The 13,721-nt window shown below is 74.9% G+C and carries 8 protein-coding genes; all 8 read right to left on the reverse strand.

Annotated elements, in window-relative coordinates:
• Window positions 1-6 precede the first annotated feature (6 nt).
• Window positions 7-2,442 carry a VWA domain-containing protein gene (locus tag ACIP8Z_RS29230; protein ID WP_402088674.1) on the reverse strand — a complete coding sequence of 812 codons (2,436 nt, stop codon included), beginning with the start codon at window positions 2,440-2,442 and terminating at the stop codon, window positions 7-9.
• A gap of 8 nt (window positions 2,443-2,450) precedes the next feature.
• Window positions 2,451-2,897 (reverse strand): Pycsar system effector family protein, encoded by a 447-nt coding sequence (locus tag ACIP8Z_RS29235; RefSeq protein WP_402088677.1) that lies wholly within the window; start codon window positions 2,895-2,897, stop codon window positions 2,451-2,453.
• A 254-nt stretch (window positions 2,898-3,151) separates the two neighbouring features.
• On the reverse strand, window positions 3,152-4,900 hold the full coding sequence (locus tag ACIP8Z_RS29240; RefSeq protein WP_402088680.1) for a hypothetical protein: 1,749 nt from the start codon (window positions 4,898-4,900) through the stop codon (window positions 3,152-3,154).
• The gene (locus ACIP8Z_RS29245) at window positions 4,897-7,344 is read right to left on the reverse strand and encodes a hypothetical protein (RefSeq protein ID WP_402088683.1); all 2,448 of its coding nucleotides are present in this window, start codon (window positions 7,342-7,344) and stop codon (window positions 4,897-4,899) included. The genes ACIP8Z_RS29240 and ACIP8Z_RS29245 overlap by 4 nt, the downstream gene beginning before the upstream one ends.
• Window positions 7,341-8,297 (reverse strand): hypothetical protein, encoded by a 957-nt coding sequence (locus ACIP8Z_RS29250; RefSeq protein ID WP_402088685.1) that lies wholly within the window; start codon window positions 8,295-8,297, stop codon window positions 7,341-7,343. The genes ACIP8Z_RS29245 and ACIP8Z_RS29250 overlap by 4 nt, the downstream gene beginning before the upstream one ends.
• Window positions 8,298-8,389: 92 nt before the next feature.
• Entirely contained in the window at window positions 8,390-9,115 is a 726-nt protein-coding gene (locus ACIP8Z_RS29255) for a Crp/Fnr family transcriptional regulator (protein WP_030322889.1), read from the reverse strand.
• Window positions 9,116-9,589: 474 nt separating this feature from the next.
• Window positions 9,590-12,160 carry a polynucleotide kinase-phosphatase gene (locus tag ACIP8Z_RS29260; protein ID WP_402088688.1) on the reverse strand — a complete coding sequence of 857 codons (2,571 nt, stop codon included), beginning with the start codon at window positions 12,158-12,160 and terminating at the stop codon, window positions 9,590-9,592.
• On the reverse strand, window positions 12,157-13,719 hold the full coding sequence (locus ACIP8Z_RS29265) for a 3' terminal RNA ribose 2'-O-methyltransferase Hen1 (RefSeq protein ID WP_402088691.1): 1,563 nt from the start codon (window positions 13,717-13,719) through the stop codon (window positions 12,157-12,159). The genes ACIP8Z_RS29260 and ACIP8Z_RS29265 overlap by 4 nt, the downstream gene beginning before the upstream one ends.
• Window positions 13,720-13,721 lie beyond the last annotated feature (2 nt).

Here is a 13,721-nt window from a genome sequence, read left to right on the forward strand (position 1 = left end):
ACCCGTTCAGAAGTTGACGTCGTATGCGCTCGCGTCGGAAGAGCCGTCCGCGCCCGGGCCGGTGAGGCGGCCGGAACCCTCGCCCGTGTCGCCGCCTCCGGTACGGCGGGGGCGACGGGACCACGGTGTGCCCCGGCCGCGGGCCGGCGCCGGGCGGCCGCCCCGTACCACCAGCTCGTGGTCGCCGAGCCCGGCCGGCTCGCCGGTCCGCACGGGAACCTGCGCGCCGCCGCGGGGGCGCAGCAGCAGCTCGCCCGCGCCGGTGCTGCGCAGCACATGGGCGGAGGATCCGCCGCCGCCGGGGACGCGCCGGAGGGTGGCCGGGGCCCCGTACGGTTCGTCGACGGTGAAGGCGAAGACGCCGCCGGGGCTCTGCCCGCGGCGGACGGTCAGCGTGTCGAGCGACCGCCCGTCCTGGCAGAGTTCGAGCGTGACGCCGGTGAGGTCGCGGCGGCGGCGCCGGAAGAAGAGCCGGATGCCGACGAAGGTGCCCACGAGGAGGACGAGCACGACCCCGCCGATCACCGCCTTCCACCAGCGTTCCCACCAGGTCGGCGGCTCCACCACCCGGACGTTCAGGAGCGCGCCGCGCAGGGTGCGGTCGCCGTGCGCGGTGTCCACCACGGTGATCTGGCCGCCGAGCGCGCCGAAGGGCGTGCTCTTCCCGACGGCGACGGTGAAGGGGATCCGGGTGCTGCCGTTCGGCGGGGCCGTGACGGTCGCCGGGGCGACGACGAGCTCGGCGCCCGGCGTCTGGTCCGCGAGTCCCAGCCGCAGGGTGTGCGGCGCGGAGTCGTTGTTGGTGACGTCGAGGGTGCCGCGCACGGTGGCACCGGGGTGCACGGTGGCACTGTCGACGGTGAGGGCGGCGGTCACGAGCGGCGCGCCCTTGGCCACGACGGCGTGCAGCGGGCGCCGGTCGGAGGTGATCCCGGGCGCCTCCATGCGGGTGACGAGCTCCAGGGCGCCGGTGGCGCCCGCGGGGACGGTGAGCGTGCCGGTGAACCGGACGTCGCCGGCCTTGGCGTCGGGGGCCTTGCCGTCGTCGCCGAGCCGGAAGCTGACGGGTTCGAATCCCTCGCCGCTCAGGTCGGCCGCGACCGAGAGGCCGGCCAGCTGGCGCGGGTCGGTGATGACGACGCCGCGCCGGGTCTGCATCTGCACCTCGACCTTGACCTGCTCCCCGGCGCGCGGGGACGCCGGATCGAGGACGACGGCGGAACGCAGCCGGCCCTGCCAGATCGCCCGGACGGCGACCTCGCGGTCGCCGTGGCCGGGCGGGGCCTCGATGTGCACCCGCCAGGCGCCGGGCAGCGGGTTCTTCACCCGCAGGGCCTCGACCGGGCCGTTCGCTCCGCTGACCTCGAAGGAGGAGCCGTCGAACTCGCCCCGGACGGGCACCTTGCGGCCGGCCGGGTCGAAGTAGGTGACCTGCACCTTGGGGTCGTGCTTGGCGACCGTGAGGGAGCCGTCGGTGGCGATGGGCGGGATGGTGACGGTCAGGTCGGCGGGCGGCTTGCCCGCGGTGCCGTGCGCGATCTGGGCGCAGCGGGCGGCGGCGAAGGTCTCCTGGAGCGCCTTGTCGATCTCGGCGGAGGTGTCGACGACCCGCATGCGCGGGGCGGAGCCGGGGATCTCGGAGCAGGCGCCGCGGTAGCCGCCCTCGGCCATCGCGGTGAGGGCGGCACGGTCGAGCTCGCCGCCGAAGCCGAGGGGCCAGATCTGGACGCCGGCCGCCCGGGCGCGGGCGAGCTCCTCGACGAGCCGCTTCTCCCCGTTGGACTGGCGGCTCTCCCGGTCGGTGCCGTACTCGGGGCTGTCGGCGACGTCGAGCTTGCCGTCGGTGAGCAGGAAGACGACCTTGGGGGTACCGGGCTTCTTGGCTCCGCCGGTGCCGGTGCCGGTTCCGGTTCCGGTGCCAGTTCCGGTGCCTGTGCCGGGTCCGGCCGCGGCTCCGGTGAGGCGGGTGACGGCCTGCCGGACGGCGGCCGGGAAGTCGGTGCCGGGGCCCATCCGGGCCGTGTCGCGGCGCCCCAGCTCCTGGACGCAGTCGCTGAGTCGCTCACGGCCCGCCGCGTCGGCGACGGTGAGCTGGCACACGTCCTGTACGGGCGACTGGCCGCGCTTCTCCGAGCTGCCGAAGCCGATGACGGCCGCCCGGGAACGCTCCGAAATCTCGCCCTGGACGAGCAGCGCCGCCGCCTCGGTCTCCCGCGCCAGGTCCTTGTCGGCGAGGCTCGCCGACTGGTCGACGACGACCGCGAAGTCGATGGGGTCGGGTCCTTCCGCGGGGTCGGCGGGAGCGGCGGGAGCGGTACGGGGGACCCCCCGCGCCCCGGAGACGCCGGGCGCTCCCGTGGCGGTGGTCGCCGCGAGCGGGCCGGCGAGCGCGAGGAGCGCTCCGGCGAGGAGCAGGGCGCCCCTCTTGTTGGTCCACTGCATGTTCTCTCTCACCACAGTTCACTGAAGAGGGCCAGAAGGGCGCCGAGCGCGAGCGCGGACACGCCCAGACGCAGCCACCGGTACTTCGCCGCGAGCACGAGGCCGTGCACGCTGGCCTGTTCGAGGAGCCAGCCGGTGGCGTCCGCGCCGGGTGCGGCGAGCCGCTCGCGCAGCGCGGTCACCGACGGTCCGCCCGTCAGCTCGCGCAGGAAGGTGCGGTCGGCGCCGATCCTGGTGCGGGGCAGCACCACCGAGACGAGCATCAGGACACCGGATGTCCAGAGCGCGCCCGCGAGGAGCAGGAGGACGAGCCCGGGTCCGGAGTCGGGCAGGAGGGCGCGGTCTCCGGAGAAGACGACCGCCAGGAAGGCGAGGGCGCCGGAGAGCAGGATCGCGGCCTTGGTGTCGGCCCTGCCGATGTCCTCCCGGACGGTGGCGAGCAGCCGTTCGGCCATGAACCTGAGCTCCTCGGCGGGTACGGGGAGGGGCGCGGGCACGGGTACGGGTACGGACGTGGGGCCCGGCACGGGCGGGGGTACGGGCGTGGGCCCCGGCGCGGGTACGGGCGTGGGCCCCGGCGCCGCGGTCCGGGCCGGGTCCTGGCTCGGCGCGGAGTCCGGCGCGGGGTCCGGCACAGGTCCCGGCGCCGAGTCCTGCGCGGTGGGCGCCGTCGCCCGTGTCGGGTCCTGCCCGCGCCCCGGCGCGGTCGTCACTCGTCGTCCCAGTCGTTGAACTCGGAACTGGGCCGGGCCGGCCGGGCCGGCCGCCGGGCGCGGTCGCGCCCGTCCCTGTCGTAGGGGTCGTCGCGGTCGTACCGGTCGTTGCGCTCGTAGGCGTCGCTCCGCCGGTACGGGTCACCGTCCTCGTACCGGTCGTGTCCGTCGTCGTAGCCGTCGTCGTGCCGGTCCCGCGAGCGGGCGCGCTCGCGGTCGTCGTCGCGGCCCCTCTCCCGCGCCCTGCCCCGCTCCCGTTCGCGCTCGGAGCCGGACTCGACGCGGGTCGGCTCGTAGACGCGGGGCCCGCCGGGGGGCGGGGCGTCCCCGTGGTCCTGTTCCTCGTACCAGTCGGGGCGGTTCGGCTCCGGCGCCGCGTCCTCCAGGGCGAGGCGGTGCGGCGGGGGGTTGCCCGAGGGGTTGAGCACCCGGTCGGTGATGCCGCCGAGGACGGTGCCGGTCTGCGTCCGCAGGTACATGAGCACCTGGTACATCTGCTCGCCGATGTCGTGCCGTTCCAGGACTCCGGTGTCGAGGAGCCGGTTGAAGACGGCCAGGTAGTCCTCCTGGCTCTCGCGCCGCTCGCGCTGGAGCTGGGTGCGGATCTCCCACTGCTTGTCGGGGTGCATCGCCATGTGGTGGGCGATCTGGGCGAGGTCGCCGCGCCGGAAGAGGGCCTCCATCTCGCGGGCCCGGTCGGCGACCAGGGCCCGCTCGGCGGCCTCCCTGCGCCGCTCGGCCTCGGCGACGCGCTCGTCGGCCTCCATGGTGACGCCGACCCGGTCCCGGCGCGAGACCTCGGCCTTGACGGAGTCGTCGAGGTCGACGAAGACATGGACGCGGGTCCGCAGCCCGATGTCCGCGCCGAACCTGAGGCGTCCGGTGCTCAGTTCCTCGCGTACGGCCTCGTCGGCGCGCTGCGCCTCGGTGATCCGGAACCGCCGGGAGATCCTGCGCAGCCCGTCGAGCAGCTCGTCGTGCAGCAACTCGGCGACGTCCTCGACCTGTTCGCGGACGACGAGGTGGGGGTCGGTCACCACCCACTGGACCCTGGCGACGGCCTCGAAGAAGACGCCGTCGCCGGCGGCGGGCAACTGGAGCCTGAACTCGGTCACGTTGCGCCCGAGTTGTACTTCGAAGACGGTGTAGGCGGAGCCGAGCATCGGCTTGTTGACGTCCTCCACGCGGTCCGGCCAGACCACCCGGTGGCCGCCGTTGCGGTAGAGGAGCACCGCCGCGACCTTGCCGCTCCTGCGGCGGTACGGGGGTGCGTACTCGGCGATCAGCGGACCGCGCGGGCGCTCGCCGGAGCGGGACCCCGCACCGGACCCGCCGCCGTCCCCGCTCCAGCGCCCGCCCTGTCCCCGGACGCGCCCCCCGCCCTGCCGCTGCTGCCGCTCTCGGTCCAGCTCCTCGTCCGGGTCCATGTCCAGGTCCTCGTCCTCGTCCCGGCCGCCGGCGTGCCGGCCGCCGCCGTTCTGTCCGCCGTACCGCTGCCCGCCGTGCTGCTGTCCGCCGCCCCGCCGCCCGTCGCCTCGCTGCCCCGTGTACCCCTGACGCTCCCGATCGTCCCGGTCGCGGGCGGGACGGGCCCGCTCGTCACGGGCCTGCTCGGCCCCGACCCGCTCGTCGCGCGCCCGCTCGTCCCGTCCCCCGCCTTCGCGGCCGCGGCCGTCGCGGTCCCTATCGACCCAGCGCGTCCGCTCGTCGGGCCGGGGGTTCCTGTCCTGCTCGGGCCCGGTCATCGGTTCGCTCCTTCCGTCACGGCGTCCCACATCCGGCGCGCCGCGCCTCTGTCCAGGGGCCGGTCACGGTCCCGGACCAGTTCGTTCAGCAGGCCCCTGAGCCGGTCCCGGTCGCGCCGGTCCACCGCGAGGCGCGGCAGGAAGGCGCAGACGAGCCCGAGCGACTCCGGGTCCTTCGCGGCCCGCCGGAGCATCCCGCCGAGCGCTTCGAGGGCCGACTCCCCCGAGCGGGCGGTGGTGAGCGTGGACCGCAGCAGCGCGGCCAGTTCGGGGGCGAGCCCGGGCCGGGTCGCGAGCAGCGCGAGCAGCAGCGGGCGGGCCGCGTGCCCGTCCAGCTCCGGGACCTCCCGCAGCCCCCACAGATGGGTGGTCCGGGTGCTCAGGGCACGGATGACGGCGAGGTGGACGAGGTTGGCGAGGTTGAGCCGGCCGTCCTCCAGCCACTGCCGGAGCCGTCGGAGCACGGGCGCGGGTTCGCCGCAGGCGAGCAGCCGCGCCACGCTGAACGCGGCGGGCACGAGGACCTCGACGTCGGTCGCCTCACGGGCCCTGACGACCCGGGCGATCGCGTCGAGCGAACCGGAGACGCCGCCGGCGGCCAGCACATAGCCGTGGGCGAGCAGGGCGGTCCTGACGAGCATCTCGTCGTCGGACGCGGCCCAGTTCTTGAGGACGTCGGCGACGGCGGGCCGGACGCGCGGGTCGCGCGCGGACTCGGCGAGCGCGGTGGCGGCGGCCATGCGGGCGACCGGATCGTCGGTCACGGCGAGCGGCACCACCAGCTCGCGGAAGCCGTGGATCCAGTCCCAGGAGCAGAGGACCCCGGCCGCGATGGAGGCCCGCACCCATACCTCGGGGCGCGGGTCGTCGCACAGCGCGCGCAGCCAACGGGCGACCGGGCCGCGGACGTTGTGGTAGCCGTGCCAGATCTCACCGAGTACGGCTCCGGCGAGCGCCTCGCCCTGGAAGCGCACGGCCCGCACGGGCACCTTGGCCGGGCCGAGGTCCAGTTCGCCGTCCTCCAGGACGGCCCGCGCCTGCACTGGCCGGTGCTCGGCGTGCGTCCCGAACAGGCGTCGCCCCGGAGGGTGTTCGGGGTCGAGGGTGACCGCGAGTTCCCAGGCGAGGAGTTCGGCGGCCTCGGCGGCGAGGCTGTACGCGGAGCCGTTGAACACGGCGACGGCGATACGGAACGCGCCGGCGTTCAGAGCCGGGAGGGCCTCGGGGACGGCGCCCGGACGGTCGGCGCCCGCGAACCACTCGCGCGCCTGGGAGCGTACGAAGGAGGAGCATTCGGCCAGGAGTTCCTCGTCGGTCACCTCGCCGCGCCAGTGCCGGGCGAGGTGGTCGGCGAGCCGAGCCGCCTCGCGGGGCCGCAGCTCCTCAAGGCCGAGGGCCTCGACCACGTCCCGCCGCGCGCCGCGTGCCCGGGCGGCACCGAGGGCCTGGTCGGACTCGGTGCGCAGCTCGTTCCAGAGGTGGCGGTGGAGGACCTCGTCGGCCGGCGGCGGCGCGCAGTACATCCCGTACCGGCCGCGCAGCAGCCGGTCGGCGAGCTCCCCGTTCTCGACGAGGACGACCCCGTAGGCGTCCCGGCCGCGCAACAGGTCGCCGAAGCGGTCCAGGTGCAGTTCGGAGAGCCGGGTGGCGGGACGGCGGGCGACGGCGGTGTGTTCGCCGCGGCCGGAGCGCGCGGCGCGCGGTTCGCCCTCGGCCTCGCGCACGTCCTCGGTGGGCAGTTCCAGGAGGTGGCCGCCGCTCTCCTGGAGGACCTCCTCGGTGATCTCGTCGACGCCGTGGCGCGGGTCGAGCCGGAAGACCTTGCCGCCGGTCAGTTCGTCGAGGAGGGCGAGCGCGGTGGCCTTGCGGCCGCTGCCGGGTTCGCCGCACAGGACGAGGACCCGGTGGTCGCGGAGCCGGTCCCGCATCCGCCGGTAGCCGGAGGTGGCGCAGTAGACCCGGCCCAGGTGGTCGAGCGTCTCGGGCGGGACGGGTCCCTGGACGAAGTGGGCGGTGCGCTCGGAGCCGTAGAGGGCGAAGATCTGGTTGCCCTCGAAGACGGTGCCGTCGCCGTGGATGGTGGTGAGGCGGTCGGCGGCGCCGCCCGCCCAGGTGCGCACGGCCCGGCGTGCCGTGGCGGCCCCGCCGGTGTCGCTCTCGCCGCCGAGGGGCCCCCGGTCGGCGGCCGCGAAGACGCTCGGCTCGCGGGGCTGCTCGGTACCGTCACCCCGCTCGGACCCGCCGTCCCGGTCGCGGTCCCCCCGGTCGCGGTCGCCGCCGCGGTCCGAGCCCCGGTCGGAACCCCGGTCGGACCCCCGGCCGCCACCGCGGTCGGAGCCCCGGTCGCCGCGATCGCCGCCCCGGTCCGGCCCGTCGGCCCGGTCGCCGTGGCCGTGCCCGGCGTCCGAGGAGTCGCCCTGCGGCGCGTCGTCCTCGTCGCTCACTCCGGCTCACCCGCCCCGGAGGCCGTGCCGGAACCGGAACCGGAACCTGAACCCGAACCGGAGCCGGCACCGGAACCGGATCGCGGGCCCGAGTCCTTGCGGATTCCGGTGAACCCGCCGTGGATGGTGTTGCCGTGGATGTCGAGGAGGTCGCCCCCGACGTGGTACTCACGGTTCCCGCCCACGGGCCGGGGCGTTGGGCCGTCCCCCCGCGACGGCCCAACGCCGGTCCGTGCCGCCCCCGCCGGCGGCCGCTCCCCCGCGACCGCCGGCTCCCCCTCGGGCGCCGGCTCCCCCTCCGGCGGCAGCTCCCCGTCGCGCCCGATCAGCGGCGGCGCGGGCCTGCGCGGTACGTGGAACCAGGCCGCCTCGTCGGTCTCCTTGGACCGGATGCGCGCCGACCGGTAGTGGTCCGGCTCGACGTACCGCCCGCCCTCGGCGACCACGTTCCCGTACAGCCAGTCGGAGACGACGACCACGAGGTCGATCTCCGGGGTCTCGTTCATGATCCGCTTGGCCGGGGGGCTGTCGCAGAGCCGGGCCGCGAGGTCCACCGCGCGTCCGACGAGCCCGTGCCGGTCCTGGCTCACGAGCCCCGCGTTCATCCCGATCCGCAGCCGCAGCGGCCTCGCCCGGCCCTGGTTGTGGGCGCGCAGACTCTCGTACAGCGTGTCGATCCACCGGCCGACCATGAGGGTCGGCGGCACGTCGGGGCGCAGGGCGGCGAGGATGCCGTCCCCCCGGTCCTCCTGGTGGAAGGTGCCGGGCTCGACGCCGACGGAGCTGTACGCGTCGTCGAAGGCGGCGTACATCGCCGCCCGCTGGTGTTTCTTCTCGGCCAGGTCGAGCGTCCCGGAGCCGCAGATGTCGCCGAAGACGACGAACCGGTGGATGCCACCCGCCTCTCCGACCACGTCTCCGCCCACTTCCCCGTTCACTCCCGCACTGCTCACTCTCGGACTCCCTGTGTGCTGCCCCGGTGCCGTTGGTGCCGTGGTGATGCGTGTCCAGACTGGCCGCGTTCCGCGACCGGCGATGTAGCCGTTTACACACCCGGCGGAGATTCGTCCGCCGGTTCTCCGCCGGGGCGCGCACGCCCCTCGGCGAGCAGCACCAGGACCCGCATGTCGATCACGACGACGGTGCGGTTCGCGGTGCGGACCACGTCCTGCTCCCGCAGCAGGCGCAGCGCCTTGGCCACCGCCTCCCGGGTCGCTCCGATGGCCGCCGCCAGGTCGTGCTGCGGCAGCGGAAGTTCGAGTACGGTCCCGGCCTCGGCCCGCCGCCCGGCGCGCTCGGCCAGCTCGACGAGGCGGGCCGCCAGGCGCTGGAGGACGGTCTCGGAGGCGAGCGCGCGGCGCTCGACGTCGGCGCTCCGCAGCCGGGTCGCGAGCTGGCGCATGATCAGCGAGGTGGCGTGCGGCCGGGCGGCGAGGAAGCGCCGGAACCGGTCGCCGGAGATCGCCACCGCCTCGACCCTGCCGAGCGCGGTGACGCTGGCGCTGCGCGGGCGCCGGTCGACTGCGGCGAGGTCGCCCACGACCTCGCCGGCGCCCCGGAGGGCGAGGATGAGCCGCGAGCCGCGCTCGGTGCCCACGGAGACGACGGACCAGCCGGAGAGGAGCGCGAGGACGAAGGCGGTGGTGTCGCGTTCGCGGATCATCACCTCCCCGGGTTCGTAGACGCGCCGGGCGCCCTCGGCGATCAGGGAGCGCCGGTCGGCCGCCGGGAGGGCGTGGAGGAAGGAGCGGTCCTGGCCGAAGAGACTCACCGCGCGCTCACCCCCGTACCGTCCTCGGGCCCTCCGGGGAAGACCGATCCGCCGATGGTCGACCGGCGTATTCGTGTGCGTGTTCCCACCTCAAGTGACGTGTGACGTCACACTGTTGACGCTGTGTCACGTCATGGGGTGAAGAACGCTAGAGGGTGCGGAAGAAATGCGTCAACGGGCACGGGGGGCGCAGGGGAGCGCCGCGCCCGGCGCCCCTGCGCCCCCCTTCGGGGCCGGGCGAAGACCTCGCGAAGACCGTGCGAAGGCACTGCGGAGCCGAGGCGAACGCACGCGGAAGCCCTCGCGGAGCCCCACCCGTCCGAGGGGGTGGCGATCTCCGCGAGGGCTTCTGGGAGCCGAGGCCGCACTGCCGCGAGGCCCCACGGCGTCACCGGCGCACCGCGCGGGGGCGCCCCTCGCCGGCGCACCGGCGCAAGGCCCCACGGCGTCACCGCCGCAGGGCCTCACCGCCCGTCAGAGCCTCGGGTCCACCGGCTCCGATTCCAGGGCCAGGACCGCGAACACGGCCTCGTGGACCCGCCACAGCGGCTCCCCGTCCGCGAGGCGGTCGAGGGCTTCGAGGCCCAGCGCGTACTCGCGCAGGGCCAGCGACCGCTTGTGGCCGAGGAAGCGCTGTCGCAGCCGCTCCAGGTTCTCCGGCCGGGTGTACTCGGGGCCGTAGATGATCCGCAGGTACTCCCGGCCGCGCACCTTGACGCCCGGCTGCCCGAGCCGACCCTTGCCGTCGCGGACGAGTGCGGCCAGCGGCTTGACGACCATGCCCTCGCCACCGGCGTCGGTCATGTCCAGCCACCAGTCGACCCCGGCCCGGACCGAGGCCTCGTCGCCCGTGTCGACGACGAGCCGCCGGGTGACCTGGAGCAGCCCCGTCGGATCGTGCTCCACGAGCCGGTCGAGCCAGGCGAGCTGCTCGTCGTGCGGGACGGCCGCGAGCGAGCGCCCGCGCGCCCCCAGGAGCTGGAACGGCGCGAACCGCACCCCCTCCAGGCCCTCGGTCGGCCAGCAGTACCTGCGGTAGGCCTCAGTGAACGCCTCCGCGTCCACCGCCCGCTCCCGCTGCTTCGCGAGCAGCCCGTCGATGCCCTCGACCCCGCGCGCCACCGCCTGTTCGAGCGCGGAGATCGCACCGGGGAAGACCGCGCCCGAGGCCGCGCCGACCGCCGCGTACTGCGCGCGGAGCAGCCCGGCCGACTTCAGCGACCACGGCATCAGCTCGCCGTCGAGCAGCAGCCAGTCCGTGTCGAGCTCGTCCCAGAGCCCGGCGGCTCCGATCGCCCTCCGCAGCCGGCCGAGCACCTGCTCGGTGACGGCGGGATCGTCGAAGAAGGGCCGTCCGGTACGGGTGTGCAGCGCGCCGGTGACCCCTTCGGCGTCCACGCCGAAGCGCTCGCGGGCCGCGTCGGCGTCCCGGCAGACCAGGGCCACCGCCCGGGAGCCCATGTGCTTCTCCTCGCACACGACCCGCTCGACGCCGTCCGCCCGGTACTGGGCGAAGGCCTCGGCCGGGTGCTCCAGATAGCCCTCCTCCTTCGACGTGGCGGTGGGCGCCATCGTCGGCGGCAGATAGGTGAGCAGCCGCGGGTCGACCGCGAACCGGCTCATCACCTCCAGGGCGGCCGCCGCGTTCTCCTCGCGCACGGCGACGTTGCCCAGATGCCGGGTCTCCACGATCCGCCGGCCGTGCACGTCCGCCAGGTCCAGGGGGCGTCCCTGGTGCCCGCCGGGCGCCTCGGTCGCGAGCGGCCGGGCAGGCTCGTACCAGACGCGCTCGGCGGGTACGTCGACGAGTTCGCGCTCGGGCCAGCGCAGCGCGGTCATCTTCCCGCCGAAGACGGCTCCGGTGTCGAGGCAGAGGGTGTTGTTGATCCAGGAGGTGTTCGGCACGGGGGTGTGGCCGTACACGACGGTGGCCCGGCCCCGGTACTCCTCGGCCCACGGATAGCGCACCGGCAGCCCGAACTCGTCGGTCTCACCGGTGGTGTCGCCGTACAGGGCGTGCGAGCGCACCCGCCCCGACGTCCGGCCGTGGTACTTCTCCGGCAGGCCGGCATGGCAGACGACGAGGTTGCCGCCGTCGAGGACGTAGTGGCTGACGAGCCCGTCGATGAACCGGCCGACCTCGGCCCGGAACTCCTCGCTCTCGTGCCCCAGCTGCTCGATGGTCTCGGCGAGGCCGTGCGTCTCCTGGACCTTCCGGCCCTTGAGCCAGCGGCCCAGCTTGTTCTCGTGGTTGCCGGGGACGCAGAGGGCGTCGCCCGCGGCGACCATCGCCATCACCCGGCGCAGGACGCCCGGCGAGTCGGGGCCCCGGTCGACGAGGTCGCCGACGAAGACCGCCGTACGGCCCTCGGGGTGGTGCCCGTCGACGTAACCGAGCTTCGCGAGCAGGGTCTCCAGCTCGGAGCGGCAGCCATGGACGTCACCGATGATGTCGAAGGGGCCGGTGACGTGACGCAGGTCGTTGAAGCGGCGCTCCAGGACGACCTGGGCGGCGTCGACCTCCTCGACGGACTTCAGCACGTGCACCTTGCGGAAGCCCTCGCGCTCCAGGCCGCGCAGCGAGCGGCGCAGCTCGCGGCGGTGGCGCTGGATGACGTGCGCCGGCATGTCGGCGCGGTCGGGGCGTGCGGCGTTCCGGCCGCGGCACACCTCCTCGGGCAGGTCGAGGACGATCGCGATGGGCAGCACGTCGTACGAGCGGGCCAGCTGGACGAGCTGACGCCGCGCCTCCTGCTGCACGTTGGTCGCGTCGACGACGGCGAGCCGCCCGGCCGCGAGGCGCTTGCCCACGATGTAGTGCAGGACGTCGAAGGCGTCCTTGCTCGCGGACTGGTCGTTCTCGTCGTCGGCGACGAGCCCCCGGCAGAAGTCGGAGGACACGATCTCGGTCGGCTTGAAGTGGCGCCGGGCGAAGGTGGACTTGCCGGAGCCGGTGGCACCGACGAGGACAACGAGGGACAGGTCGGTGACGGGCAAGGTGCGGGCCGGGGTGGTGTCGGCCGGGTTCACGGTCTCGGTGGTCATGCCTGTTCCTCCTTCGCGGCGGTCGGGGTCGGGGTCCGCTTCTGGTCCTGGGCCCGGTCCTGGTTCTGGGCCCGGTCCTGGGCCTGGGCCTGGGCCCGGTCCTGGGCCCGGTCCTGCTCCTGGGCCCGGGTGAAGACGGCCATCTGGGTGGGCGGTCCGACCTCGGGGTCGTCCGGGCCGACGGCGGTGAACCCGACGTCGTACCCGTACCGCTCGGCGACCGAGGCCGCCCAGCCGCGGAACTCCTCCCGGGTCCATTCGAAACGGTGGTCGCTGTGCCGGACGTGCCCGGCCGGCAGCGACTCCCAGCGCACGTTGTACTCGACGTTCGGCGTGGTCACGAGGACCGTGCGCGGCCGGGCCGAGCCGAACACCGCGTACTCCAGGGCCGGCAGCCTCGGCAGGTCCAGGTGCTCGATGACCTCGCTGAGCACCGCCGCGTCGTAGCCGGTCAGCCGCTTGTCGGTGTACGCGAGGGAGCCCTGCAACAGCTTCACGCGGGCCGCCTGCCGCTCCCCCATCCGCTCCAGCCGCAGCCGCCGCGCGGCGACGGTCAGGGCACGGACGGACACGTCGACTCCGACGACCTCCGTGAACCGGGTGTCCTTGAGCAGCGCCTGCACCAACTGGCCCTGACCACACCCGAGATCGAGCACCCGGCTCGCCTCGGCCCGCTCCAGGGCGGCGAGGATGGCCGCCCGGCGCTGCTCGGCGAGCGGCACGGGCCGCTCCTCGGTGTCCGTCGACTCGTCGACCGCGTTGTCGACGTCGTCGACGTCCAGGCCGTCGGCCTCGGCGAGCCGCACGAGTTCGAGCCGCTCGTCCGCCTCACGCGTCAGGCCCCGGCGGCGGGACAGATAGCGTGCCGTGATCAGCGTCCGCTCGGGGTGACCGGCGAGCCAGCCGTCACCGGCGCGCAGCAGCTTGTCGACCTCGTCGGGCGCGACCCAGTAGTGCTTGGCGTCGTCGAGCACGGGCAGCAGGACGTAGAGGTGGTTGAGGGCGTCCGCGAGCCGCAGCTCACCTTCGAGCACCAGGCGCACATAGCGGGAGGCACCCCACTCGGGGAACCGTCCGTCCAGGGCCACCGGCTCGGCGTCCACCGTGTCCCAGCCCAGCGGGCCGAACAGCCTGCGCACCAGCTCGGCACCGCCCCGCGCGGGCAGCGCGGGCACCTCGACGCGCAGCGGCAGCGCCGCCGCGGCCCGCTCGGGCATCGCCTGGCAGACGCCGTGCAGCGCCGTCTTGAAGACCTTCGCGAGCGCGACGGCGAGCAGCGAGGACGCCGCGTAGGGCCGGTCGTTCACGTACTGGGCGAGTGCGGAGTCCGGGGCGCCGCCCCGGCCCTTGCCCTTGCCGCGGCGCACCAGCGCCACGGGGTCCACCTCCAGGAGAAGTGCCGCCGTGCACCGCTCGGCGCTCGCCTCGGGGTAGAGGACGTGCGCCGTGCCGTGCGAGGTCGAGAACGTCTGCGCCCGCTCGGGATGCTTGTGCAACAGAAAGCCGAGATCGGTCGCGGGACGCTCCGGGTTGCCGGTCGTACTGATCGTCAGGAACACGC

Source organism: Streptomyces sp. NPDC088553 (genome assembly GCF_044752965.1).
Lineage (GTDB): Bacteria > Actinomycetota > Actinomycetes > Streptomycetales > Streptomycetaceae > Streptomyces.

Coding starts and splice junctions, on each gene's coding strand:
- ACIP8Z_RS29230 (WP_402088674.1), bottom strand. CDS start 2,442: ATGCAGTGGACCAACAAGAGGGGCGCCCTGCTCCTCGCCGGAGCGCTC.
- ACIP8Z_RS29235 (WP_402088677.1), bottom strand. CDS start 2,897: ATGGCCGAACGGCTGCTCGCCACCGTCCGGGAGGACATCGGCAGGGCC.
- ACIP8Z_RS29240 (WP_402088680.1), bottom strand. CDS start 4,900: ATGACCGGGCCCGAGCAGGACAGGAACCCCCGGCCCGACGAGCGGACG.
- ACIP8Z_RS29260 (WP_402088688.1), bottom strand. CDS start 12,160: ATGACCACCGAGACCGTGAACCCGGCCGACACCACCCCGGCCCGCACC.